The sequence below is a fragment of the Maridesulfovibrio bastinii DSM 16055 genome (assembly GCF_000429985.1).
In the GTDB taxonomy this organism is placed as follows: domain Bacteria; phylum Desulfobacterota; class Desulfovibrionia; order Desulfovibrionales; family Desulfovibrionaceae; genus Maridesulfovibrio; species Maridesulfovibrio bastinii.
The window spans coordinates 181,851-206,129 of sequence record NZ_AUCX01000009.1; the positions used below are offsets into that span (position 1 = coordinate 181,851).

General features: G+C 45.2%; 22 protein-coding genes. 14 read left to right on the top strand and 8 right to left on the bottom strand.

The window, feature by feature from the left end:
* The first annotated feature begins 162 nt into the window (after nt 1-162).
* Nucleotides 163-1,086 (top strand): cysteine synthase A, encoded by a 924-nt coding sequence (gene cysK / locus G496_RS0105305; protein ID WP_027178370.1) that lies wholly within the window; start codon nt 163-165, stop codon nt 1,084-1,086.
* A 202-nt stretch (nt 1,087-1,288) separates the two neighbouring features.
* Nucleotides 1,289-2,176, top strand: a complete 888-nt coding sequence (gene epsC, locus G496_RS0105315; protein ID WP_027178371.1) for a serine O-acetyltransferase EpsC — start codon at nt 1,289-1,291, stop codon at nt 2,174-2,176.
* 178 nt (nt 2,177-2,354) lie between these two features.
* Here epsC and G496_RS18905 read toward each other — a convergent pair whose 3' ends face one another.
* Complete coding sequence (locus tag G496_RS18905; RefSeq protein WP_051294844.1) at nt 2,355-3,293, bottom strand: tRNA (adenine-N1)-methyltransferase; 939 nt, start codon at nt 3,291-3,293, stop codon at nt 2,355-2,357.
* A gap of 369 nt (nt 3,294-3,662) precedes the next feature.
* On the opposite strand from G496_RS18905, the gene G496_RS0105330 reads away from it, so the two are divergent.
* From G496_RS0105330 to hemW, 5 genes are all read left to right on the top strand, one after another.
* Nucleotides 3,663-4,634, top strand: a complete 972-nt coding sequence (locus G496_RS0105330; protein ID WP_027178373.1) for a radical SAM protein — start codon at nt 3,663-3,665, stop codon at nt 4,632-4,634.
* Between the two features lie 64 nt (nt 4,635-4,698).
* Nucleotides 4,699-6,165: an Rne/Rng family ribonuclease gene (locus G496_RS0105335; protein ID WP_027178374.1), complete on the top strand. Its 1,467-nt coding sequence runs from the start codon at nt 4,699-4,701 to the stop codon at nt 6,163-6,165.
* Nucleotides 6,158-6,712: an epoxyqueuosine reductase QueH gene (locus tag G496_RS0105340; RefSeq protein WP_034632440.1), complete on the top strand. Its 555-nt coding sequence runs from the start codon at nt 6,158-6,160 to the stop codon at nt 6,710-6,712. The genes G496_RS0105335 and G496_RS0105340 overlap by 8 nt, the downstream gene beginning before the upstream one ends.
* 341 nt (nt 6,713-7,053) lie before the next feature.
* The gene (locus G496_RS0105345; RefSeq protein ID WP_027178376.1) at nt 7,054-7,875 is read left to right on the top strand and encodes a universal stress protein; all 822 of its coding nucleotides are present in this window, start codon (nt 7,054-7,056) and stop codon (nt 7,873-7,875) included.
* Nucleotides 7,876-7,967: 92 nt separating this feature from the next.
* On the top strand, nt 7,968-9,164 hold the full coding sequence (gene hemW / locus G496_RS0105350) for a radical SAM family heme chaperone HemW (RefSeq protein ID WP_027178377.1): 1,197 nt from the start codon (nt 7,968-7,970) through the stop codon (nt 9,162-9,164).
* A gap of 118 nt (nt 9,165-9,282) precedes the next feature.
* Here hemW and G496_RS0105355 read toward each other — a convergent pair whose 3' ends face one another.
* The 4 genes from G496_RS0105355 to G496_RS0105370 all read right to left on the bottom strand — a co-directional run bounded on the left by G496_RS0105355 (nt 9,283) and on the right by G496_RS0105370 (nt 13,742).
* On the bottom strand, nt 9,283-10,719 hold the full coding sequence (locus tag G496_RS0105355; protein ID WP_027178378.1) for an HAD hydrolase family protein: 1,437 nt from the start codon (nt 10,717-10,719) through the stop codon (nt 9,283-9,285).
* 255 nt (nt 10,720-10,974) lie between these two features.
* Nucleotides 10,975-11,364: a hypothetical protein gene (locus G496_RS0105360; RefSeq protein WP_027178379.1), complete on the bottom strand. Its 390-nt coding sequence runs from the start codon at nt 11,362-11,364 to the stop codon at nt 10,975-10,977.
* 14 nt (nt 11,365-11,378) lie between these two features.
* Nucleotides 11,379-11,618: a helix-turn-helix domain-containing protein gene (locus G496_RS0105365; protein WP_245577867.1), complete on the bottom strand. Its 240-nt coding sequence runs from the start codon at nt 11,616-11,618 to the stop codon at nt 11,379-11,381.
* A 528-nt stretch (nt 11,619-12,146) separates the two neighbouring features.
* A complete protein-coding gene (locus G496_RS0105370; RefSeq protein WP_027178381.1) occupies nt 12,147-13,742 on the bottom strand; it encodes an ArnT family glycosyltransferase in 1,596 nt (531 codons plus the stop codon).
* Between the two features lie 211 nt (nt 13,743-13,953).
* Between G496_RS0105370 and G496_RS0105375 the strand changes: the two genes are divergently transcribed.
* The 7 genes from G496_RS0105375 to G496_RS0105405 all read left to right on the top strand — a co-directional run bounded on the left by G496_RS0105375 (nt 13,954) and on the right by G496_RS0105405 (nt 20,965).
* A complete protein-coding gene (locus tag G496_RS0105375) occupies nt 13,954-15,075 on the top strand; it encodes an AI-2E family transporter (protein ID WP_027178382.1) in 1,122 nt (373 codons plus the stop codon).
* A gap of 167 nt (nt 15,076-15,242) precedes the next feature.
* Nucleotides 15,243-15,446, top strand: coding sequence for a hypothetical protein (locus G496_RS18910; RefSeq protein WP_034632443.1), 204 nt, complete (start codon nt 15,243-15,245; stop codon nt 15,444-15,446).
* A 244-nt stretch (nt 15,447-15,690) separates the two neighbouring features.
* Nucleotides 15,691-16,044: a hypothetical protein gene (locus G496_RS0105385; protein WP_027178383.1), complete on the top strand. Its 354-nt coding sequence runs from the start codon at nt 15,691-15,693 to the stop codon at nt 16,042-16,044.
* Nucleotides 16,045-16,087: 43 nt separating this feature from the next.
* Nucleotides 16,088-17,224, top strand: a complete 1,137-nt coding sequence (locus G496_RS0105390) for an amidohydrolase family protein (protein WP_027178384.1) — start codon at nt 16,088-16,090, stop codon at nt 17,222-17,224.
* A gap of 115 nt (nt 17,225-17,339) precedes the next feature.
* Nucleotides 17,340-18,266, top strand: coding sequence for an aspartate carbamoyltransferase catalytic subunit (locus G496_RS0105395; RefSeq protein ID WP_027178385.1), 927 nt, complete (start codon nt 17,340-17,342; stop codon nt 18,264-18,266).
* Nucleotides 18,267-18,277: 11 nt separating this feature from the next.
* Nucleotides 18,278-19,546 carry a dihydroorotase gene (locus tag G496_RS0105400; RefSeq protein ID WP_027178386.1) on the top strand — a complete coding sequence of 423 codons (1,269 nt, stop codon included), beginning with the start codon at nt 18,278-18,280 and terminating at the stop codon, nt 19,544-19,546.
* Nucleotides 19,547-19,627: 81 nt separating this feature from the next.
* Nucleotides 19,628-20,965 carry an HD domain-containing protein gene (locus G496_RS0105405; protein WP_027178387.1) on the top strand — a complete coding sequence of 446 codons (1,338 nt, stop codon included), beginning with the start codon at nt 19,628-19,630 and terminating at the stop codon, nt 20,963-20,965.
* A 93-nt stretch (nt 20,966-21,058) separates the two neighbouring features.
* On the opposite strand, the gene G496_RS0105410 is transcribed toward G496_RS0105405, so the two are convergent.
* From G496_RS0105410 to sppA, 3 genes are all read right to left on the bottom strand, one after another.
* Nucleotides 21,059-22,060 (bottom strand): glycosyltransferase family 2 protein, encoded by a 1,002-nt coding sequence (locus G496_RS0105410; protein ID WP_034632447.1) that lies wholly within the window; start codon nt 22,058-22,060, stop codon nt 21,059-21,061.
* Nucleotides 22,057-22,923 carry a ChbG/HpnK family deacetylase gene (locus tag G496_RS0105415; RefSeq protein ID WP_027178389.1) on the bottom strand — a complete coding sequence of 289 codons (867 nt, stop codon included), beginning with the start codon at nt 22,921-22,923 and terminating at the stop codon, nt 22,057-22,059. The genes G496_RS0105410 and G496_RS0105415 overlap by 4 nt, the downstream gene beginning before the upstream one ends.
* Before the next feature lie 279 nt (nt 22,924-23,202).
* Entirely contained in the window at nt 23,203-24,174 is a 972-nt protein-coding gene (sppA, locus tag G496_RS0105420) for a signal peptide peptidase SppA (RefSeq protein WP_027178390.1), read from the bottom strand.
* Nucleotides 24,175-24,279 lie beyond the last annotated feature (105 nt).

Sequence of the window (24,279 nt, forward strand, 5' to 3'; positions counted from 1 at the left end):
AATGTTATAATATATGCAGGCGGACAGGACTTTTATATCCTGTTCGCTTGTTTCGCGTAAAATCAGCCGGGGTAAAATTCGAAATAAGTAAAGGGATATTGCTATATTTCCTGTCACGGCGTACTCCTTTTTCAACCGATAATTATTCAAGGAGGCGGACTTATGAATATACATGAATCAATGGTGGAGCTTGTCGGAAAGACTCCTCTCGTCCGTTTGAACAGTGTAAGCAAGGATTGCGCAGCAGATATTGTTGCAAAAATAGAATTTTTCAATCCGTGTTCTTCGGTAAAAGACCGTATCGGTGTTTCCATGATCGAGGAAGCCGAGAAGAAAGGGCTCATAGACAGTGATACTCTGATCATAGAGCCAACCAGCGGTAATACCGGAGTGGGACTTGCTTTTGTATGTGCCACCAGAGGGTATCGCCTTGTATTGACCATGCCTGAAAGCATGAGTCAGGAAAGGCGTGATCTGCTGAAAGCTTTCGGAGCTGAAATTGTTCTTACACCAGCGTCAGAAGGTATGACCGGGGCTGTTGAAAAAGCTAAAAAAATGGCTGCTGAGAATGAAAAATCTTTTCTCCCGCTACAGTTTGATAATCCTGCCAATCCTGAAGCCCATCGTAAAACTACTGTAAAAGAAATATGGGAAGATACTGACGGAAAAGTTGATATCTTTGTCTGCGGAGTCGGAACCGGAGGCACTATTACCGGAGTTGGTGAAGAGCTTAAAAAACTTAAGCCTGAGGTCAGTGTTGTCGCTGTTGAACCTTCAAAATCGCCTGTTTTATCAGGTGGTAAATCCGGACCGCACGGCCTTCAGGGTATTGGCGCCGGATTTGTTCCAAAAGTTCTTAACACAGAAATTCTGGATGAAGTCTTTCAGGTTGACGATGAAGACGCTCTGAAAATGTCTCGCAGACTTGCGCGTGAGGAGGGCATCCTCTGTGGTATTTCCGCCGGAGCCGCGGCCCATGCTGCTGTGGAGATAGGAAAACGCCCTGAAAATAAAGATAAAGTGATTGTTTTCATCGTTCCTGATACCGGTGAAAGGTATTTGAGCACAGCTCTTTTTAAAGGGTAGTAAGGAACCCATAGCCGGGATTGAACACTTGGCTTTCTGACTTGTCTGATAAAGTCGGTTTGAGGGCTGCTTTATCAGGATACTTTCATGAGAGACGGATTTAAGGGAATCCGCCGCTGCGGCAACAGGCTTCACATTATTGTCCGCATATCTCAGAGAATGTTAGTGAGCGGAAAACTGATTAGAATATACAGGATCAATTATGATTAAAAGATATACCAATGAAACCCTGTCCGATGTAGTGAACGCTCTGTGTGAAGAGTCTTCATATCAGGCTGTCTTTCACATGCCCGGACATGAATGGCCCATGCCTTCGCTTGAAGCGTTGAGTGAAGTTGTGGAGCGTTTGCGGTCGGTCCTTTTTCCGGGGTATTTCGGCAATTCTGAAATAAAGCCGGAAACCATGAATTATCATATCGGCACCAGCCTTGATATTGTTTACAGGCTTCTTGTTGAGCAGATAATGCGCGGACGTTGTTTTTTCTGTGACGCAAGTGATAGAGAATGTGACAGATGCGAAATTGAAGCCCGTGATCTGGCAACCAGTTTCATTGCTACACTGCCGGAAATCCGCAGGCTTCTTGCAACCGATGTCCGGGCAGCTTTTGTGGGCGATCCTGCCGCTAAAAGTCCCGGTGAGACCATTTTCTGTTATCCGAGCATAACCGCTCTCACTCATCACCGTATCGCCCATGAACTTTATAAACTCGGTGTTGAGCTTATCCCCCGTATTATCGGTGAAATGGCCCACTCCAAAACAGGTATTGATATTCATCCCGGTGCGACAATCGGTGAACATTTCTTTATCGACCACGGAACCGGAACCGTTATTGGTGAAACTTCAATAATCGGGCGTAATGTCCGTTTGTATCAGGGTGTAACTCTCGGGGCTAAAAGTTTTCCAGAGGACGATTCAGGTAAGCTTATAAAAGGTATTCCCCGTCATCCTATTGTTGAAGATGACGTTACCGTATACTCAGGGGCAACTATTCTCGGCAGAGTAACTATCGGGAAGGGGGCAACTGTAGGCGGTAATGTCTGGGTGACTGAGGATATTCCCGCAGGGTCCAGAATAACTCAGCAGCAGTAGTCTTTCAGGTTAATAAAAATGTGAGCCGGTCTGAATTTCAGGCCGGCTTTTCTTATGCCGTTAATCTGTTGTGGATAATTGTAGTCTGGCTGTTGAAAACGTAACAGATTTGAATATAACATAAAAAAGCAGGCGAACAGTTTACCCGTCCGCCTGCTGATAGCTTTATAAATTATTTTTACTGGTTGTCTGTCGAATCCTGCTCTTCTATTTTAACATCTTCAGCCTGAGCATCTTCTGTTTGGATTTCTTTAGTTTCGGCAACAGTTTCACTTTCCGGCAAAACGTCAGCTGAGTCTGTGGTCTCTTCAGTTGTTTCCGCAGGGGATTCGTTTTCTGTTTCTTCCTCAACATAGGGTTCTATGCAGCGGGCAAAAACCAGAAATCCTGTGTGAGCAACCATACGGTCTTCAGGGCGAAGCCGGTCTGCAACAGGCTTATAGCGGCGGACAAGAATCTCCACTACTTCTATATCTTCAAAAGGACCGTTTTCCAGTCCGCGGATAAGATCGCTGACCTGATTGGTTGTGGGCAGGAGGAATCCGCACATTGCACCGGGAATAACCGCTGCCGAAATGTGGTGCAGATAGTCCCACGGAGTACGGACATCAAGGAAAAGAGCATCCGCGCCTGTAGCCTGAAATCCGTCTTCAATATCGAGATTGAACTGTTCAACACGGTCTTCAAGACCGGCCCATTTCAGGTTGCGGGTCACCAGCTTGTAAAATTCAGGGCGTCTTTCATGTGTGTAGACTTTACCAGTGTCACCGACATAATATGCCAGTGCAACGGTGAGTCCGCCTGATCCTGAACCGGATTCAATAACTCTTGCTCCCGGACCTACTCCGAGTTTAAGCAGAAGATAACCGATTTCTTTAGGGTACATGATCTGGGTCTGGCGTTTGACGCCTTTGATAAGATCGTACACAGTGGGTTTAAGAATTTTATATTGGCGACCGAGGTGGGTTTTTACTATTTTACCGTACCCAGCGGCGGCAATTGCTTCCATAGTTATCATACCGTCGTTGGTGTGAAGGTCGTTGCCTTCTTTGACAATGCGTAAATAACGCTTGCCCTTGGGACTGATGAGCTGTACCAGTTCTCCGGAGTCGAGCATGGACATCCTCCTATTAAAATATTTGGACGAAGTACGGCTTGAAGAGCAGGAAGTCAAGGAAAGCCGTCTTGCTGTGTTTCTTTTGGAGACAGTCTGTAAATTATTCTCCGATAATTCTGTTATACGAAAAAACTCTGCATTATACACTGATATTGTCTATTTTTTTGTTGAATATTTTTCTGTAATGAGTTTAACAGGCTTTCATTCCTGATAAAAAACGAGCAGTATTGATAGTGTTCCGGTAGCCCGCCTGAATTTACAGCTTTATTATGGATAGATTCTTTATGCTCGCTGAATTGAACATCGTTCTGCGGCAGGTTATTATTCTTTTTAGAAAAAATTAATTTTTTGCTTCTTGACGGGACAATTATGAGTTATAAGTATGTATTCGGTCCGGTAATGTCCGGCAGGCTGGGACTTTCACTCGGGCTTGATCTCCTTGGAGACAGAGTCTGTTCGATGGATTGTGTTTATTGTGAGGTGGGCAAAACCAGTAATCTAACTTCCGAGCGCAGACCTTATGTACGCGCTGCTGAAATTCTGGATGAATTGGAAAACTGGAAGAATGAAAAACACGAGTTGCCGGATGTGGTGACTCTGGGCGGACTTGGTGAACCTACCCTTAATTCCGAAATGTCGGAAGTTATAAGGGGTGTGAAAAAACTTTTCCCGTCGATACCGGTAGCGGTTTTAACTAATGCTACCACGATGACGGACCCCGGCGTTCGCAGGGAACTTGCGGAAGTGGATGTAATCCTTCCGTCAATGGATTCTCTGGTTCCGTCGGAATTCAGAGCTGTAAACAGGCCATGTGCGGGAACAGATCCCGTTGAAGTGGCGGAGGCTCTGATCGAATTCCGAAAGGAATTCAAAGGCAAAATCTTTCTGGAAGTGCTTCTGGCTGAGGGCTATAATGATTCATTGCAAAACCTTGAACTTATGGCTGATTTTCGTAAAAGACTCAGACCTGACCGCGTAGATGTGGTCACTCTCACGCGCCCCGGAACTCTTGAAAACTCCAGACCAGTAAAAAAGGAAGTCATGGAGCTTTGGAAGAAGGAACTCGATGCCGCGCCCAAAAAGGAAAGGGATTGCGGTTCCGGAGAGAAAGCAGAGAAGAGAAGCGGCACGGTATCATCACAAAATAATGGTGGGGATGCCGATGCCTATGACCGGATTCAGGCTTCTTTAACGCGCAGGCCGCAAACAGCGGCGCAGCTTGAGCAGGCTCTTGGCATTTCAAATGAAGAAGTGCGGGAAGTCCTTATCAGGCTGAAGCAGGGCGGAAATTTGATGGAACGATCCGGCAGCGGTGATATTTTTTACAGTATGAAACCGTGAGTCGATCCTGAACATCTGAAGAGCTGAGTCCGGAGAAACAAATTTAACTTTTCCCGGGATCAGAATGACACCTAAAAAGAAAAAAGAGAAAATGTTTATCAGCGTGCTTCCCAATGAGCAGGTGGAAGTTGCGTTGACTGTTGAAGGCCAGATTGTGGAGTATTATGTTGAAATGCTCCATCAGGCTAAGACCAAAGGAAATATTTACAAAGGTTATATCCACAACATAGATACGGCCCTGCAGGCCGCCTTCATCAATTATGGCGCAGAACGTAATGGTTTTCTGCAGGTTGATGAAGTGCATCCTGAATATTATCAGGGTGCGTACAAACTTAAGCCGGGACAGCGTTTTCCCCTGTTGCAGAAAGTTCTAAAACCGGGACAGGAAATTCTTGTTCAGGTTGTTAAAGAACCCACAGGAAAGAAAGGTGCTTTTCTGTCTTCATATCTTTCACTCCCCGGACGTTACTTCGTACTGACTCCCGGCAGAGAGCAGGTCGGAATCTCCCGCAAAATTGACGAAGAAAAAGAACGCGGCCGTCTCAAAGATATTATTGATCAGGTCAGTCACCATGACGGTATCGGTCTTATCGTCAGAACCGCTAGTCAGGGCCAGAGCAAAACATCTCTTACCCGTGATTTTAAATTTCTGAACAGGCTCTGGACGGATGTAAGGCTCAAGGCTCTTGACGCCGAAGCTCCTTCACTCGTCTATGAGGAAATGGATCTGGCCGCACGCTCCGTCAGAGACTATCTTTCCTCTGATGTCGCTGAAATATGGATTGATGATAAAAAAACCGCAGAGACAATCAAACGTCTTGCAGCCATGTCCTTTCCCAGAAAGACCAATCTGGTAAAATTCCACGCTGATGCGGATAAGACCTTGTGGGAAAGATTCAACCTTGTCAGACAGATTGAGCAGATATACAGCCGTGAGGTTGTGCTGCCTTCCGGCGGACGTCTGGTATTTGACCAGACTGAGGCTCTCACCGCTATTGATATTAACTCCGGTAAAATTGGCGGAGAACGCAATTTCAAAGAAATGGCCTTAAAGACCAATATTGAAAGTGCTGAAATGATAGCCAGACAGCTTAAGCTCCGTGATCTTGGTGGACAGGTTGTTATAGATTTTATTGAGATGAAGGATTCCAAGCATTGCCGCGAAGTGGAAAAGACCATGCGTGCCGCACTTAAAAACGACCGTGCGAGAACAGATGTTGGCAGAATTTCACGCTTCGGGCTGATGGAACTTGTCAGACAGCGTCTGGGATCATCCGCAATTGCGGTTAGTACCGAACCATGTCCTGTCTGTGAAGGAACCGGTATCCGCCGGAATATGGAATGGCAGTCCATGCAGGCTTTGAAAGAAATCTACAGACAGCTGCGCAGAGCATCCTGTCCTGATGTTTTTGTTTATGAAGCTAAAAAAGAGCTAGCCATATATCTGCTGAACAATAAGCGTGAGCTGATAATGGACTTTGAAAAGATGTTCAAAAAAAGCGTGCAGATTGAGACCATAGCTGATGACTAAAAGAATTTTACTGCATATATGCTGCGGACCGTGCGCAATAAGCACTGTCCGCATTTTGCAGGAACAGGGATTTGAAGTTACCGGATTTTATTATAATCCGAATATACATCCGCTACAGGAGTATGTCCGCCGGCGCGAAGCTCTGCGCGAAGTTGCCCGGATTATGGATTTTAAAGTTATCTATAAAGATGACGAATATGATTCCGTAAAATGGTTCAGAAACGTTTCACACCGTGAGGACAACCGCTGCTTCTACTGCTATTCAGGTCGGCTTGAACGGGCCTACTCCATTGCCAAACGCGGTAAATTTGATTTTTTCAGCTCCACACTTCTTTACAGCAAGTTTCAGAAGCATGATGAAATTAAAAGACTTGGCTATGATATCGCCGGCAAAGGCGATACTGCGTTTTACTATTACGACTTTCGGGAAGGCTGGAAAGAAGGAATAGAACGTTCAAAAGAAATGGGTATTTATAGACAGCAGTATTGCGGGTGCCTGTTCAGTGAAAATGAAAGATTTCAAAAGGAATTGCGTAACGACAGCTGAACCAAGGTGTGTAATTGTTCCGCATAAGATTCTGTTTTAAACGTCTTTAAGCCTGTTTAAAAAAATTACTGCTGGACACTTTTTAAGATCTTTAATTAAATATAATTCATAGAAAAGACATACTGCGTTAATACTGCATAATTTAAATTTATTTAAGACGTGGATGGTCAGGCAAATCAGGATATCCGTTAATGTCTGATTTATTTTGTTCTACAGGTGCAGCGTTACTTTTGCAGTATGAATGAAGACGGATACAGTGTAGACGCAACTGTAAATTCAATTTGTTGCGGCAGTATTTTTTCAGCTTGATTCTTAAGCAGGTTTAAAGCGGAGAGACTGTAATGGAAAAGCATATTCTGATCTGTGTTTCCGATGATGTGGCAGCTTCTTTTTCTATGAATTTTGTGGCCCGTTTTTTCAAAACACCTTGTGATGTCAGGATGACATTACTTTTTGTCACTCCCAGGGATGCTGACAGGTCGGCTCTGGCAAAAGGCAATGGTATGCTTGAAAAAGCCCGCACCTGGTTTGAAAACAGACAGTTCTGTGATCCGGGCAAGATAGATCTCAAAACACTTCCTTCGCATGGTGATCCTGCCAAGATGATAGTGCAGGAAGCTCACAAAGAGCTTTATGATGCTGTTCTTATCGGTAGAAGGAATTCCTCTATTTTTGAAGAACTTTTTGATTACAGCGTAAGTCATAGAATCCTGTGGGAGGAAATAGGCTTTCCAATCTGGTTCTGCTGTACTCCTAGTGACGGCGAACGCTCCGGCGTGCTGCTCTGTGTTGATAATGACGAGCCTTCAATGCGTATGGCTGATCATGTCGGTTTTATTCTTAATGATAACGAAGGGCATGATATAACGCTTTTTCATGTTGATACCGGCAAGGCGCAGACTGATGCGGACTATATTTTTACAAGTGCCAGAGAAATTCTCATTGCCAATGGGGTTGCTGAAGAACGTATTAAGCAGCTTTCGGTTCGCAGTAACAACGTCTTCAAAGCAATTAAAAATCAGTCTTCTAAGGGTGGATATGCTGTTGTAGCAGTGGGAAGAGGGCAGCACCGTAAAAGTGCCAGAGAGGCGTTCATGCCGGGTTCTGTAAGCGTTAAGCTTTTACGCTCGGCTGAGCCGGAAACTCTCTGGATCAGCAAATAAATTTAATTATCTCCATCATGGGACCGCATGTTGTGCGGTAGTTGGCCCAGCTGCTGAGTTAGCTTTGATGGAAAGTTGAAAGTGGAGCAAAGATGCCGGGTTATCCAGCTATGTTGATTGCACCCCTGCTTCAGGGTGACGGTAAGGAAGCCAGAAATCTTCTGATATATATCCATGTACCGTTTTGCCGCAGCAAATGTAATTACTGTGCTTTTCCTTCCCAGATTTTTAATCAGGTTACCTTTGCCTGGTATCTTAAAACTCTGCTCGCTGAAATTGATCTCTGGGGTAAGAGGCTGCGCAAACCGGAGATAGGAACAATTTATTTCGGCGGCGGGACTCCGAGTCTTATTCCTCCGTTTCAGCTTGAACTGGTAATGGATGCCCTCAGGAAAAATTTTACTTTTACCAAAGCGATGGAAATAACCATCGAAGCCAATCCCGATTCTGTCACTAATTTAAGCTATTTTCAGACATTGCTCGCTATGGGAGTCAACAGGCTGAGTCTGGGGTTTCAGAGCCTTGAGGATCAGACTCTGCGTTCTCTGGGACGCCCGCATAACAGCAGACAGGCTGTTGAAGCTTTTCAGCTTGCCCGGCAGGCCGGTTTTACGAACATCAGCATTGATATGATCTGGGGACTGCCCAAACAAAAGCTGAAATCGTGGATGGAGCAGCTTAAAGCTGTGGTGAAACTCAAGCCTGAACATATGTCCTGCTATGGCTTAAGCATTGAAGAAGGGACTCCGTTTGAACGGATGCAAAAGGATGTTGATCTTGAACTGCCGCCGGACAGTGAACAGGCTAAAATGTTTATTTACGGGGCCGAATATCTGGAATCAATGAGGTACATTCAGTACGAAATATCCAATTTTGCCCGCATGGGATTCGTTTCCAGACATAATCAGGGCTACTGGGACAGGCTTGATTATCTGGGGATGGGGCCTTCCGCAGTATCAACTTTAGGAAGTCGCCGGTTTACCAATCCAGAATTTATGGATGCCTATGACGCAGCGGTGCGTGGCAAGTTTCTTGGTGAGGATTATGAAGAGCTTACCCCTGAAGTAAGAGCGGAGGAGCTGGTTATGCTCAGCCTAAGAACTGCACGGGGGCTTAAATTGCTGGAGCATAAGAAATTAACCGGGAGAGATCTCATCGCAGAGAAAAAAGGCATCATAACCGCCCTGCACAAAAACGGGCTGATAAAGATGAGTGCCGGATTTTTACGTTTAACCAAAAATGGAATGCTTGTTTCAAATTCAATAATTCAGTCGCTGGCTTTTGATTGAATTGGAATCTATATTTTTTGCGCTCACCTTATTACCGGTGATAGCTGCATATTTAAAAATCCCCTGCCGGATGTTGCCTGCAGGGGATTTTGTCGTCTTATTTCTTAGCGTTTTCTGATCAGTTTAAAAACTGTTCTGGAAGCTGCCAGTCCTGGGCCTCGGCATTTTCAACAAGAGCGTCCAGAAGGGTTGCTACACCGTTTTCCTCGCAATGGGGCAGGTGCAGGTCCGCAGCTGCTGCAACTTCCGGCTCCGCATTGGAAACAGCCGCACTGTAGCCGCTTATCCCGAGCATCTGCATATCGTTTTCACTGTCACCGATTGCAATTGAAAACAGGTCCGGCCATTCTGCTCTGCGCATTATTTCCATGGCTGCACTGTGCTTGCCGTGCCCTTTGGGCATTAGTTCCAGAAAATGTTTGGATGTTCTTACACAGCCGAGGTCGTTTTTTAGAGCAAGTTTTCTAACAAATCCGCAGCGTTCTCTGTTTGACTGTGGTGAAAAGGTGAGGATTTTAAATACCGGGAGGTCCTGAGGAGTTGCTCCCTTGCGCGGAAGAACTTCGGCAACTTCTTTGTAGCGCTCAATTTCTGCTTCTGTCAGTTCACATCTTGTCCAGATTGAGTCTTCACAATAGGAGGTATAATGAATGCCTTCAGCCATCAGGATATCTTCAAGTTCAACAACCGAATGCAAGACCGGACCAAAGGGTTTAATACTGTCATTTTCATAGATTACCGACCCGTTTATGCCTGAATGAGGTCCGGGAAGGCCACCTTCTTTAATATAATTCATTATGCTGATGAGATGCTTTCCGGTCACAAGGGAAAATTTACCACCGGCATCCATGTACCTGTGGATGGCCTGACGGCTTGTTTCGTTAAGAAGCGTTCCCGGATGGACGAGGGTATTGTCAATGTCACAGAAAATCCATGGCAGCTTGAGACCGTGGACTTTACGGATTTTATCCACATATTCCCGCAGGGTTTCCTGCGAAGCTCCGAGCATGGTTTTTGATGTCGCTACCTGACTGCTTTCAGTTCCGTAGCGTTCCATAAGTTCGCTTATCCGCTGACCAAATGAAAAAGCTTCGCCGACCGGGGAAGACCTGAAATCACTGAAGCTCACAATTTTCAACATGAAACTGTTTTCGGGGCGTGGAGTGAGCTTATCGTAAACAGCTTTTATTTCCGGCAGATATGTAATGTCGTGAATTGTTGATGAGTGCCACAGAACTGTTTCAACGATTTCTTCATTCACTCCGAGGTGAGCAAGAAAAACCGCTCCGTCAAGAGGATGAAAACCGGTGCGTTTAAGTTTTTCAGAGTAGCCAACATCATGAAACAGTGCGGCTGTTATGAGTTTATCAGCTTGTTTTGCAGGTAATTTCAACTGCCGGGCAATGCGTGTGGACATTTCTGAAACCCGGCGCATATGCGCGAGTCTGGTTGATCCTTCAGGAAAAAGAGATGCGGCCAGATTATCATCTATTTTATCAGCTGAAATCTCCGGGCGTTCCGGAAAAAGCGAAATTAATTTATTGTTAAGTGACAAAAGATGCTCCAGATAGATTGGGGTGAAATAATTATGCCCTGAAAGTTAAGGCCACCCGTAGACAAGTCAAGCTCGCCTAACCGCCGTATTTAATAAGCAGTCGGGCAAGAGTTCGGCATGGATGGAAGTTTTGCAAAAAATTGTTCAGGATTTATCGCGGGCAGGTTACAACTGATGACAAAAGCACCTGCCGGTTTTAAGGGCAGGTGCTTTTTAAGAGTCGGTATAACTATAAGGTCGATGACCTTTGCCGGTTTATTCGTTAACAGCCTGAAGCTGTTTTCTTATGTGGTTCAAGCTGTCTTCTGTGGCGCTTTCTTCCTGATCTTCAAGAGCTTTGCCCAGAAAAGTGAGCAGCATCTCCGTGTCCAGCCCCAGTGTGAGTGAACCGTTTGAAACCATGCAGGTTTCATTCTGCTGTTCTATCAAATAGGCCCTTCTTTCGCGCAAATCATCACGTCCGATAACAATGCTGTAACCGGTGCGTCCTTCTTCAGATCTATAAATTTTTTCTGAAATCAGTGAATTGGTTGAGTCTTCGTAATCAATGCTTTCGCCTTCAAGATAACCGGTAAAGGAAATCTGGGCACCGAAATCATTTTCAAGGGTGATCCGCTTCAGGGCCTTGCTCTCATTTTGAGCCATATCCGTACTCCCGCTTATAAGGGCAGTTTCAGTTGTTCAGGGCCGTCTTTGCCTTTTTTCTTCTCAAGACCTTCCTTCCAGCCCGAGTCTATATATTCAAGCAGCGAGCTTTCCGGAATGCGCCACTGACTGCCGACTTTTATCCCCTTGATTTTTCCCTCCTTTACCAGCCTGTAGGCTGTTCTGGAATGGACTCTCAAGGCATCGGCAATTTCCTGCACAGTGTATAGCTTGGGCGAAGGTGTCAAAGACATTCCCTGATTTTTCAAAATTACACAACGATGTACAGACTATGTCATGCAATGTCAAAAAATGTCAAAGAATGTCACTGTTAGTCATCTTTTTCTGCCACAATACATCAACAGCTGATAAGCAGTTAAAAAGAAAGGTTTTTAACGTATAAATGGAAAAACCGTTGTGTATTACCGCAATAAGGAAGCTGAAAATATTTAAGCGTTAACTATCCGGTAATACAGTCTATTATAATGAATATCGCTTGAAGCTGAAAAAAGTGATAATTTTTTCCAACTCCGTGAAAAAGAAAAGGGTGCTTAACTGATCAGTAAAAGAGGGTCAACCGTGACTTTGAGGTCATCGTCACGACTCGATAAATAAGAAAGATAGTTATGTTAGGCTATTAAAGTGGTCATCTTTTAGGCTTGATTTTTGTCCGGTCGGGATGGTCCTGTATTTCTTAGGATAAATTTATGTGAAAATTTTAAAAAATCCCGTGCGGTAAATTTACCGCACGGGATTCTGACTGCTCTTAAATGCGCAAGTTATCAAAACTTATTATGATTGCCGTCAGGCCATAAACCGGTATAGCCGTAGCACAGGAATACTGTGAATTTTCTTGCCGGCTTACCCTTGAAGGTTGTCTGGATATAAATCGGTGCGCTGATCCGTTTGAACATTTTACCAACCGGTGGCTCCGGGGAGTCGTGGAACCTTTTACAAACGAATACGGCATCCCAGCCGACCTTATCCTGAGGTCCGGGCCACAGATCATACTGGTTCATACGCCTGTCTATCCATGCGCAGTATGTTCTCGGCTGTCCGGGAACATAAAAAGCCAGTGCTGCGGTCATGTCATAGAGACTGCTGAAAACAAAAACTTTTGAGGGGTCTTTAAACTGGGTTTGCTCAAGTTTTTTTACCTGAGTTCCCAGATCGGTCCAGCCCTTAAGTCTGTGCGTGGGATTGAGGTTTGCCGGAACAGGGATGAGATTTTGAAGGTGCAGCACCGAAAAAATGATAATACAAAGAGTCAGAATTACGGTGCGGAAGCGTCCTTTGTTGTTCCAGAAATGCTCAAATCCGAATCCTGCCAGCATCACTCCGGAGACATAGGAGATTACAGCCCAGTTTCCGAGGGTTTTGGCATGGAAGCTCCACATGAAGAAAAAGAACCATACCGGGAGAAAGAAGACTGCCAGCATGGCAGACTGTCTGATATTCAGTCCGAAAGTATTTTCAAGTGTTTTTTTATTCAGAGCATATTTGGCGCATTTGAATCCTGTAACAATCATCAGGATCAGCCACCATGGTGTTGCCAGACCGGTTTGTTCACCTAGGAAGGGAAGGAATCTGTTAAAGCGGATAAGTGTTGAAGCCTGTTTGCCTTCAACTCCGATAAGGGTCATTACATGCTTGTAGCCTACAAAGTCATTCTGAAAATTCCAGATGAGTGTAGGCAGAAAACCGAGGATAAGACCTGCGGCCAGAGCTTTTAACAGTCTTGGCCAGAAACGGCGCGGCAGAAGTCCCTGACGCTGTAGAACCAGACCATAGATGATTGAAAGGCCGATAAAGCCCAGCATGGTATATTTAGCGAGAATTCCTACTGCAAGGCAGATGGTGATAAAAATAAAAGGCAGTCCGCGTGATTCGTTGGAATCCCGCTCAATATCCGGCTCATAGGGTATTGTCGCGCAGTAGAGGGAGAAGAGGGCTCCGGTCCAGCTCAGAATGAATGGGTTGTCAGTGGTCATCAATATACCGAGAGCCAGAAAGATCGGCATGGAGTTATAGACTATAAGGGTCCAAACAGCGGCGACCGGTCTTTTCCATATTCTGGAAATTCCCCAATAGAGCAGAATCTGGGTCAGTGTTGATCCGACAAGGGATCCGAATCTTACACCTGTTTCAGTATTACCGAAAAGAATAGTCCCTGTTTTGATTATCCATGCGATCAGGGGACCTTTGGAATAGTAGGTCAGTTGCAGATGTCTGGTCCAGTCCCAGTACTGCGCTTCATCCTGAACAAGATTTAATTGTTCAGTACCAAGAAACCATATTCGGGCTACAGTACTGAGTAAAATTATAGAAACACCCCATACTATGGGATTTTTTCGGAAAGATTCACTAATTGATGACAAATTAACCTCCTTGAGAGGACACATTTAGCCGAGGCTTAAACTGTTGACAACCTCGGTTATCTTTATCAGAGCTTAAACTTGAACCGGGGATGCTCCGGTGACAGTTCTGACAAGATTAAATTTCCGGCCTGCCGTGACCTTGTCCCGGTGACCTTTATATGACCAGTTATGGCATATTCATTTTTTAAAAAGCAAACGCTTCGGAGAACTAATGTTTGAAGAGCAATTTACATTCGATAAAGTAGTCCGCATAGCCATAGCCGTGGGGCTGCTTTGGGGAACAGTGGCTGTCATGGGATATTTGAGTGATGTCCTGATTCCCTTTTTTGCAGCGCTGTTAATTGCCTACCTTCTTAATCCCCTTGTAAACCGTCTGGAATCCCTGCTTAAAAACAGGGTTATCGCAGTTCTTGCCGCTATTGTGCTTCTTGCTGTCGCTTCCGGACTGATCTTCTGGATCGTCGTGCCGACCCTTTTATCTGAATTGCAGCATATGGGAAAGCTTGTTTCGGGCTTTGTAGGAGATTCGGGAATAGCCCGCAAGGCCGCAGAAAGACTTCCTCCTGATATTTTTGAAAGTATTAAAAAAATATTCGGCAGACCGGAAATTCAGGAGTTTTTTAAAAGCGATGGAGTTTCCACAACTCTTTTATCAGCAGGTAAAAAAGTTCTGCCGGGAGTCTGGAGTGTTGTTAATAATGCTGCGGACCTCGTTTTAGGCCTTTTCGGTATTTTTGTTGTTCTTTTATATGTAGTTTTTCTGCTGCTGGATTTTAAAAATGTTCAAACCAACTGGGATAAATATCTTCCTGAAAAATTGCGCGGCCCGGTTGCGGAAGTTGCCGATGAATTTCAACTGGCTATGGGAAGGTATTTCAGGGCTCAGGCTCTGGTTGCGTTTATTGTCGGCGTATTATTTTCAATAGGATTTTCAATTGTCGGTCTGCCGCTGGCAATTATGCTCGGCATGTTCATAGGCCTGTTGAATATGGTCCCCTATCTGCAACTTCTCGGTATACCTGTGGCCGCACTTCTGGCGCTCATTCAGGCTCTTGAAACAGGTGATCCGTTCCTGACTGTATTCGGGCTGACCGCTCTCGTCTTCGCTGTTGTCCAGATTATTCAGGACGGCTATCTGGTCCCGAAAATAATGGGCAAGGCCATGGGACTCTCACCGGCAATAATTTTGTTGTCCCTTTCTATCTGGGGTAAGCTCCTCGGACTGCTTGGTCTGCTCATTGCCCTGCCGATGACCTGCTTGTGTCTTGCATGGTACCGCCGACTGATTTTGAATTCTGAAAATAGCGGAGCTGAAGAAAATTTACTTGAGTAAAATTTTTTCAGTTCCGGGAAATCTTATATGCTCTGCAATTCTTTAGGTTTAATAATGTGCATCTTTACCGGATAGAAAATTGCGCCCCGAACACAACTAAACATAGCCCGGAATCAGTCGATATGCGGAGTGAAAATAAATTTATGTAAGGCATACCGGAGGATATGATGGCTAAGAAGGAAAGTGGCAGTGCACGCGACTGTGATCTGCTGGCAGCTGCTTCCGCTGGAAATGAAGAATTTTCCGCAGAGGAGTTAAAAGAAAAAAGGAATCACCTCGAAAGCCTGCGCCGGCAGATCAGAGAAGGCACATATAGACCGGCCATAGGAGAAATTGCCATTAATTTATTGCGCTCCGGCAATGCCGGGTGAATTCTTCCCAAAGCCTTGAATTTCTGAAATCAAATCCAATCCTCCTGAACCCGGTCATTCTGATCCATTTTTTAATTATTTTATTGCGCAGCTAATGCGTTGCTTCGATTTTTATTTTCATAAGCCTGCTTATTACTCTTTACTTTGCTTTTCTCTGAAAAAAATGTATTACTTTGAAGTTTCGCGTGCATATAATATCAGGCATTATAGTGCGCTTTGAGGAGCAAAGTTTGGAGGTAGCCCTGTGAAAAGAAATAGTCTTTTAGTTGTTTTTGCCCTTGTTTTCTCTCTGGTGGCTTTTTCCGGATGCTCAAAGGAGTCTCAAAACAGGATAGAGCGTTCTTTGCAGAACTGGACAGGAGTAAACGGAGTTCTGGAAATCTATTCCGGTGGCAAGCTTGTTAAGCGGTTTATCCGTATTGATAAACTTTCCACAGCTTCTGGAACAAGTGAAAGAATCGCCCGGCCATACCGTTACGGATATGGTATCATGGATTTGAATTTTAATAATAAAGTTGATCCCGGGGAAAAGAAAATTTATTTCGAGTTTAGTGATTACTCCACTAACTACATTTTCTTTGATGATCCAAATTCTTAAATATTTACCTTAAACCGGGCGAAAGCCCGGTATTTTTTTGTGTATGAAAAAATGTATCAGAGCGGCCAGAGCCGTAACAATGTCTGCAGGAGACCCGGTTGTCAGTGATTTTGCCATGATAACTGAAAACGGGGTTATTCTTGAATCCGGAAAATGGTCGCTTATTAAAAAGGCATGGACCGCAGACGTTGAAGATCTTGGAGATGTGACCATCACTCCGGGGCTTGTTAATGCCCATACCCATCTCGGGCTGTCCCACTTTGAAGGGCTGACGGTTAAAGGGCAGGGCTTTACCGGGTGGATGCAGAGTCTTGTTGCCGGTCCTCTTCAGACTTTTGACGGGCAGGCTCTCTATAACAAAGTTCAGGAAATGCTGTCTCAGGGAACGGTTTACTGTGCCGATATTTCGACCAGCAATATAATTGAAGTAGCCGGAACTCTTGATACGACTGATATGGCCTTCACCGCATTTTGCGAAAGCATGGGTAATGCCGCACCAAAGGATGGTAAAAAGTTTTTTCCTGAATATTCTTCAGCTAAAGGTCGTATAGCCGGAGCCGGACATGCACTGTATTCGACAAATGCCAAACGGCTTAAAGCGGTAAAGGAAGCTGATTCTGCCGCAGGTTTGCCGTTTTCAATGCATCTGGCTGAAAATCAGGAAGAGGACCTGATTCTGGCCGGTGAAGAGTGTGCTTTCGGTAAAATGCTTGAAGCCGCAGGCTTTTTGCCGGAATTTCCTGAAGCTGTAAGACCTGTTCCCTATGCTGATTCTCTGGGGCTCCTTGATTCGCGGACGATTGCAGTCCATTGCGTAAAGGTTGATGACAGCGATATTGATATACTGGCTGAAAGAGGGGTTGGAGTGTGTCTCTGCCCGCGCAGCAATCTTTATATCGGTGAAGGTCGTGCTCCCTGGGAAAAAATTATTTCCGCCGGGATTAGAACCTGTCTCGGCACGGACAGCATTGCCTCAAATTTCGATTTGAATTTGTGGAATGATCTTTCTTATCTGCTTGAGAATATAAATCTTTCACTTGATACGGTAGAGGCTTTGTCCCTTGTAACGCTAAACCCTGCAGGAGTTCTGGGAATTGATGATATTTACGGTCGGCTGGAACCGGGCTTAAGTGCCTCTTACGCTGTGATGCCGTCAGGAATAGAAGAACTTTTGTTTTAAGAAGAATGCTAAAGTGATAGTCCGGAAAAATCCTGAATGGAGCTGGCCGGAACTACAGTAACATTAATTAGTGACAACCAATAACCCCGTTCTACGGTTAGATAGAGGAACAGATATGGAGTGGCGACACAAGGATCTGCTTGATGTTACGCAGCTTAGTCTTGATGAAGTGCGGCATGTTTTTGAAACTGCCACCTACTTTCAGGAAATCAACTCCCGTCCGGTAAAAAAGGTACCGACTTTAAAAGGCCATAGTGTGGTCCTTTTTTTTGCCGAGCCAAGCACCAGAACCAAAACCTCTTTTGATATGGCTGGAAAACGCTTGTCGTGTGATACCTTTTCTCTGGCAAAAAGCTCCAGCAGCCTGACGAAAGGTGAATCTCTGAAAGACACTGTCTTGACCCTTCAGGCAATGAATCCTGACGGTATAGTCATAAGACATCAGGCCAGCGGAGCAGCAAAGTTTATTGCCGACAGGCTGGATTGCAGTGTCATCAATGCCGGTGACGGAAGACATGCTCATCCAACTCAGGCATTGCTGGACAGCCTTACTCTTACTCAGGAATGGGGAAGTCTCGAAGGTAAAACTATCCTCATTCTCGGTGATATTGCACACAGCAGAGTGGCCCGCTCCAATTCGTATCTGCTGACTCTTCTGGGAGCTAAAGTCAGGCTCTGCGGTCCCCGTACACTTCTGCCCAGATACCTTAAGGACTGGCCTGTTGAAGTTGTTCCTGATCTTGATGAAGCTATGAAGGGTGTTGATGCGGTTATGTGCCTGCGACTACAGCTGGAACGTCAGCATGACGGACTCCTGCCTGATCTGCGCGAGTATTCAAAATATTACGGACTTGGACCAAGACATCTTGATATTGCCGGTAAGGATGTGAAGATTCTTCATCCCGGACCGTTGAATAGAGGTGTTGAAATCTGCTCCGAGCTTGCCGACAGCGCTTCCAGTCTTATCCTTGATCAGGTCGCGAGCGGAGTGGCTATAAGAATGGCCCTGCTTTTCCTTTATCTAACCCGTAAAAATCAATAAGGAGGCCGCCCGTGTCCAATCCTGAATTAGTTATCCGCAATGCGCAGTGGAAGGGCGGAAAAGTAGATCTTCTGGTCAGCGAAGGAAAAGTGCTGGATCTTATCCATACTTCAGATGCCGCCTACGAGGGTGCTGTAGAGATTGCCGCTGACGGACTTAATCTTCTGCCGGGACTCACAGACGTGCATACTCATCTCCGTGAACCGGGTTTTGAATATAAGGAAGATCTGGAATCAGGACTTAGTGCTGCCGCTCATGGTGGCTTTTCCAATATTATGTGCATGGCCAATACCTCTCCGGTCAATGACAACGGTGTGATTACAGACCAGATGTTGAGCCGGGCTGCCAAGGTTATGCCTGACGGTCCGCGTCTTTTCCCTATTGGAGCTTTAACCAAAAAGCTTGAAGGAAAAGAACTTTCCCCCATGCATGAGCTGGCGGAATCAGGTTGCGTGGCTTTTTCAAATGATGGCGTGCCGGTTAAAAATACCGAACTTTTCAGAAGGGCTGTGGAATATGCTTCAGATACCGGCCTTCCTGTTATAGATCATTGCGAAGACCCTTATCTGGGACTCGGTGCAGGAATGAACGAGGGACCGACTTCTAGCCGCAACGGTCTTGCTGCCCAGCCTGATATAGCCGAAGCTTCGCAGGTTGCCAGAGATATCCTTCTTGCTGAATATCTGGGAACGTCCATACATCTTGCCCATATCTCCTGCAAAAAATCTGTTGATCTTATCCGCTGGGGTAAAGAACGCGGAGTGAAAATTACTGCCGAGACATGCCCCCACTATCTGCTGCTGACTGAAGAAAGCGCAATGGATTACAGTTCGATGGCCAAGGTTAATCCTCCGCTGCGTACCATTGAGGATGTTCATGCTATAATGGACGCTGTCAGTGACGGAACAGTTGATATGTTTGCCACGGACCATGCTCCACATGCTGCTTATGAAAAAGAGGTCGAGTTCGTTATTGCCCCCTGCGGTATTTCAGGCCTTGATACAGCCTTATCGCTAACATGGTCTCTGGTCTCATCAGGCGAGCTTGATTTTGATACTTTTATAAAAGCATGGACCGTCAATCCCTGTGCTACTTTCGGTCTGCCGGTAAACACTTTCAGCAAGGGTGATCCTGCTGATTTCCTTCTTTTTGATGCACAGCAGGAATGGGTGGTGGAACCCGGTACAATGTATTCAAAGGGCAAAAATACACCATTCGCCGGAGAAACCCTGAAAGGCCGGGTAGTAAGTCATTTCCTTGGAGGCAAAAAAATAGTATAAGTCCTTGGAACGAAGGGGTAAACCTTCCGCTATAGTAACTAACACTATGTGATATCAATAACTTTGCCTTAAGGAGAAATTATGAGCGAACCCTTTAAAGACGCGGTGGGAATCTGCAAAACCATCATGCGTAACGGTTATGATGCCTACATCGTCAATGAAAGGCTTCAAAAACTCACTATTGCCGATAAAGGAGATGAAGTCTCGCTGGATATTGCGACCGAACTAGATTTTCGCGGTCTCAGCAAGCTTTTCCCGAATATTGAGGAATGGACAGAGAATGATGGTGTAACAGCCATTCTTAAAGAAGGCGGAATTAATTTTTATTTTTATTTAAGTGATGTCAGCGATTCCTCCCATCCTGAGGAATGTGTTTCGCACATGACCCCGCGACTGCTTAAAGAGCTTGAAAAGAAAGACGAAATTCCTCTTACTCTTGCATGCCCTTTTATTCCTAAAGCCAAAGATCCTTATGAAGGATTCGCTTCCCTTACTTCAGGGGAAGTTAAGTTTGCCGGAATCCCGGATCAGGTTCTCAAAAAAGATTACCTGATGGGAATCAGAGCATTGCGCTTTGCTGCCAACTATAATCTTCCGCTTGAGAGCAACACAAAGACTACAATCATCCGCAACGCCAAGCGTATCCTTGATTATGTCCCTGTTCCGGAGATTATGGATGAATGGCGCAAGGTTGAAGCTGAAAATATGTGGCTTTTTGTTTCTCTGCTTTTTGAAACTATGCTCCTCCACGGGCTTATTCCTGAGATTGCGGCTCTTTCCCGTATCACTCAGATCAAGAACAGTGAAACCGGAGAAAAAGAGAATGTTTTCGAACATACTCTGGCTGTTATGAAACATTATCCGGAAGAGCTTCCCTATGACTGGTTCGGTGTTGTGGCCTGTTTCTTCCATGATGTAGGTAAACTCTTCACTGCTGAAGATGTTGACGGCACATGGCAGTTCCTGCAGCACCATCGTGTCGGTGCCAAGGTTACCCGCAAGATACTTACACGGCTCAACTTCCCTCAGGAAGATGTGGATCTTATCTGCGAACTGGTCCGTGATCATATGCGTTTTCAGTTCATGCTTACTGATAAAGGTATCAAGCGTTTTAAAGCCCTTGATGAATATCCGAGACTCATCGAAATGGTTCGTGCGGATATCAAAGCCCGTGGAACTCAGTACCGTGAGTTCAATCACAACCTTAAAATGCTTGAACGTGCAGATATTCCTGAAGAAGCTCTTGATCCGTTCCTTAACGGTAACGAGATCATGCAGTCTACAGGTCTTAAACCCGGACCTGCCGTAGGTATTCTTCGCGATACTCTGTTGAAAGCACAGATTGCAGGTGATGTCTGCAATATGGAAGAAGCCATAGAGTATGTTAAAGAACTGGCCCGCAGGGAAAAACTGCATTAAGAACAGTTCTTTTTTGAATAAATTTAAGCCCCTCATGTTGTCCAACATGAGGGGCTTTTTGGTAAGTATTTTATCTCTTATATTTTTAAGAGATCAGTTCTTTTTAGCAGATTGAAATTTTTCCGGCTGGCAGGATTTACCGTTGTGGATAATTTCTCTTATCTGATAGGTTTTGTTTTCCATTACAGCATCATAAGTGTTGGCCAGCGATTCCAGTATAAATCCTGTGGACATGAAGCCAAGTGAGGAGATGTAGAGGAATATGGAACCCAGAAACGGCGGCCTTGTTCCCATGTGAATGCCAAAGAAGCATTTCTGGTAAAGCAGCCAGATCATTATCAGTGAAGCAAGGCTGAAGAGTGCCAGACTGATGCGCCCGAAAAGATATATGGGGCGCTGTTTGAATGAAGACTGGAACCAGAGCATGATGATATCGAAGAGAACATCAATGGAGCGGCCGATTCCGTAGTGGCTTTTACCTGCAAATCTTGGTGGAGCTGAAATAGGAACTTCGGAGACGGACCCACCCATTGACCAGACAATAGCTGGTATAAGGCGGTGCTGTCCTTCACGGAGAGCAAGACGCCTTGCAAGATTGCCACGCAGGCAGGAAAGTCCGCCCATATCACGGATCTGGCATCCGCTGGTGGCCCGCATCAGGTAATTGGCTATTTTGCTTGGAATCCTGCGCAGGACAAGTGATTCCTCGCGTTTTTGGCGTCCACCGGAAACAAGATCGTATCCTTTACGAATTTCTTCAATAAGTGAAGGAACTTCCTCCGGCTTATGCTGGAGGTCTCCATCCATTATGACGACATAGCGACCTCTGCTGTTCTGAATGCCTGCATAGATTGCAGTGCATTGCCCACGGTTGCGGGCCAGAAAAATTCCTTTAATATGAGGGTCAGTTGTACTGAGTTCACAGATTATTTCCGGGGTGGAGTCTGTGGAACCGTCATTTACCAGAATAAGTTCGTAACTGGTATTCATACCCTGCAGCGCTGCGGAAATTCGTTTATGGAATTCACGAACGCAGGCTTCCTCATTGTGCATCGGGGTGACTATACTTATTTCTATTTCCTGATTTTCACTCATTTTAATTCTCCGGTACGGGGATCAATCCGACCGTAATTTACAGGGGTAGCCCCTATTTTCTGGAAAAGGTCCAGCCAGCCCTTTCCTTCAAGGGCGTCAAATTCGGCTTTCCACTGTCCTCGAACTCTTAAAGGACCGAATTCCGCCGGTAGCGGTCCGTCACCGGGGTCTTCATATCCGGGGTGGCAGACGATTTCTATTACTTTGGGTGTGTATTTTTTTATATATCCAGCAAATAAATCAGGGTTAAGTCTGTTACCCTGATCACCAATACCCCAAACAGAATCAGCCTTAGCCGGAATCTCAAATGACTTGTTGCCGGCAAGGCAGACCTGGAGGAATCTTGTTCTGAGCATGCCTTTGTCAAATCTGGAGAGCGGAGTGTGTTCAAAAGGTTTTCTTACCCATGAGACTCCGTATTTGCGGGCCAGTCTGCCGGCCAGAGAAAATAATCCCGGCCATGCGTGAATATGTTTTTCACTGTCCAGATGGGTGATACGGACTTTGTGGTCCAGCAGATACTCTATCTGTGCCGACCATTCCGCTTCAATGTGCTTCATTGAAACCCGTCCGCTTAAATATTTAAGCAGCAGGCTGGAATAGTTGCCCAGCAATAAGCCGTCTTCATCCACCAGTGAATCGATATCCTGAGGATTGGAAATAGGCCTTCCACGCAACAGGTTCATGTGCACACCAAGTCCCAGCTCAGGGCAGCGTTCCTGAAGGAGAAGAGCCTCTCCTAGATCAGGACCGTTTGCAAGAACAGTTGAAGAGGTAACCACACCTGCATTGTGAAGTTTTTCAACCGCGCGGCGCACCGCAGGGTGAAGTCCTAGATCATCTACGTTGATTACAACCAGCATTGACCCTCCAAATTTAGAGGCGGCAGTCTAAATCTAACTTTAAATAAGGTAAAGCCCTGTTCTTTTACACCAATGAAATGCAATCGGAAGTAGCTGTCGGGGAATATACCTTCGTTTTTATTTATGAAAAATTTGTGGTTCAAAGCAGCTTTCCTGTCTGAAACATTTTAAATATCTTCATGTTCAATTTAAAAATTGAAACCGCAATAATTTTACTCCACTGTTTAAATTAAACAGTGGAGTAAAATTTAAATTGGTGAGTCTTCTATATGGGATGGGCTATCTGGTTGCAGGGTACCACATGTAGTAAAATCCGGTTTTAGGCGGAATAAAAGCCTCTGCGTCAAAGTTTACCAAGGCTGGCATTTTTAAGGATTGAGCCTCCACAGAATTATAGAGGGTGTCGTTCGGGTAGGCCTTGCGCTTGTATGTTATGACCTGTGCATCGTCTGGCAATCCGGCCATTTTTTTTGCATCAGCCACTGCGTCATCAAGATATCCCAGCTTATCAACCAGTCCTGTTTTCAGTGCTCCCTGCGCGCTGAAAACTCTGGCTGTTTTAATTTCTTCAAGCTGCTCTGGAGACAGGGTGCGGTTTTCTTTCACAAGTTTAATAAATCTTGCGGCATAATCAGCAACCATATTGCTGATTATTTTTTCTTCCTCAGGAGTGTCCTTTCTGAAAGGGGAGGCCATGTCTTTATTTCTACCGGAAGCGGTAACATCCATGGATACCCCGATTTTATCCATTAAACCGTCAAGCTTCGGGCGCATGAAAATTACACCCACTGAACCGGTCATAGTTGTCGGGTGGGCAATTATCCTGTCGGCAGATAGACTTATATAGTAGCCGCCTGAAGCAGCTATATCCATCATCGCGGCTATTACTTTGACTCCTGTTTTTTTCTTATATTCAGAAATTTCCCTGTAAATAATGTCGCTGGCTGTGACTGTTCCGCCGGGAGAATTAATTTTTAGAATTACAGCCTTAATTTCAGGGTCCTTAGAAGCCAGAGCAAGCTTTGAGCTTACTTCCTGAACCATGCTCGGCATTGATGACAACAGTCCTTTTTTAGGCTGATCAGAAATTATGCCCTGAATGGGAATAACAAGAATTTTCTGATCACTTTCACCTTGGAGAACTGTTTCTTTGAGAGGATCTGTGCTGTCCGGGAAAAGATTCATTTTGGGCTGACAGGCAGCGCACAGCAGCAGAGTTCCTAAAATTATCGTCGTTAAAATTTTATTCATAATTATAAACTCCTTGTTCTGAAAGACGATAGCAGAGCGCGTCAGTCAAAACAATGTCCGCTAGAAGTAAAAAGCCTAAAAAAAAGCCCCGGAATCGGGAGGATT

Coding starts and splice junctions, on each gene's coding strand:
- cysK (WP_027178370.1), top strand. CDS start 163: ATGAATATACATGAATCAATGGTGGAGCTTGTCGGAAAGACTCCTCTC.
- epsC (WP_027178371.1), top strand. CDS start 1,289: ATGATTAAAAGATATACCAATGAAACCCTGTCCGATGTAGTGAACGCT.
- G496_RS18905 (WP_051294844.1), bottom strand. CDS start 3,293: ATGCTCGACTCCGGAGAACTGGTACAGCTCATCAGTCCCAAGGGCAAG.
- G496_RS0105330 (WP_027178373.1), top strand. CDS start 3,663: ATGAGTTATAAGTATGTATTCGGTCCGGTAATGTCCGGCAGGCTGGGA.
- G496_RS0105335 (WP_027178374.1), top strand. CDS start 4,699: ATGACACCTAAAAAGAAAAAAGAGAAAATGTTTATCAGCGTGCTTCCC.
- G496_RS0105340 (WP_034632440.1), top strand. CDS start 6,158: ATGACTAAAAGAATTTTACTGCATATATGCTGCGGACCGTGCGCAATA.
- G496_RS0105345 (WP_027178376.1), top strand. CDS start 7,054: ATGGAAAAGCATATTCTGATCTGTGTTTCCGATGATGTGGCAGCTTCT.
- hemW (WP_027178377.1), top strand. CDS start 7,968: ATGCCGGGTTATCCAGCTATGTTGATTGCACCCCTGCTTCAGGGTGAC.
- G496_RS0105360 (WP_027178379.1), bottom strand. CDS start 11,364: ATGGCTCAAAATGAGAGCAAGGCCCTGAAGCGGATCACCCTTGAAAAT.
- G496_RS0105365 (WP_245577867.1), bottom strand. CDS start 11,618: ATGTCTTTGACACCTTCGCCCAAGCTATACACTGTGCAGGAAATTGCC.
- G496_RS0105375 (WP_027178382.1), top strand. CDS start 13,954: ATGTTTGAAGAGCAATTTACATTCGATAAAGTAGTCCGCATAGCCATA.
- G496_RS18910 (WP_034632443.1), top strand. CDS start 15,243: ATGGCTAAGAAGGAAAGTGGCAGTGCACGCGACTGTGATCTGCTGGCA.
- G496_RS0105390 (WP_027178384.1), top strand. CDS start 16,088: ATGAAAAAATGTATCAGAGCGGCCAGAGCCGTAACAATGTCTGCAGGA.
- G496_RS0105395 (WP_027178385.1), top strand. CDS start 17,340: ATGGAGTGGCGACACAAGGATCTGCTTGATGTTACGCAGCTTAGTCTT.
- G496_RS0105405 (WP_027178387.1), top strand. CDS start 19,628: ATGAGCGAACCCTTTAAAGACGCGGTGGGAATCTGCAAAACCATCATG.
- G496_RS0105410 (WP_034632447.1), bottom strand. CDS start 22,060: ATGAGTGAAAATCAGGAAATAGAAATAAGTATAGTCACCCCGATGCAC.
- G496_RS0105415 (WP_027178389.1), bottom strand. CDS start 22,923: ATGCTGGTTGTAATCAACGTAGATGATCTAGGACTTCACCCTGCGGTG.
- sppA (WP_027178390.1), bottom strand. CDS start 24,174: ATGAATAAAATTTTAACGACGATAATTTTAGGAACTCTGCTGCTGTGC.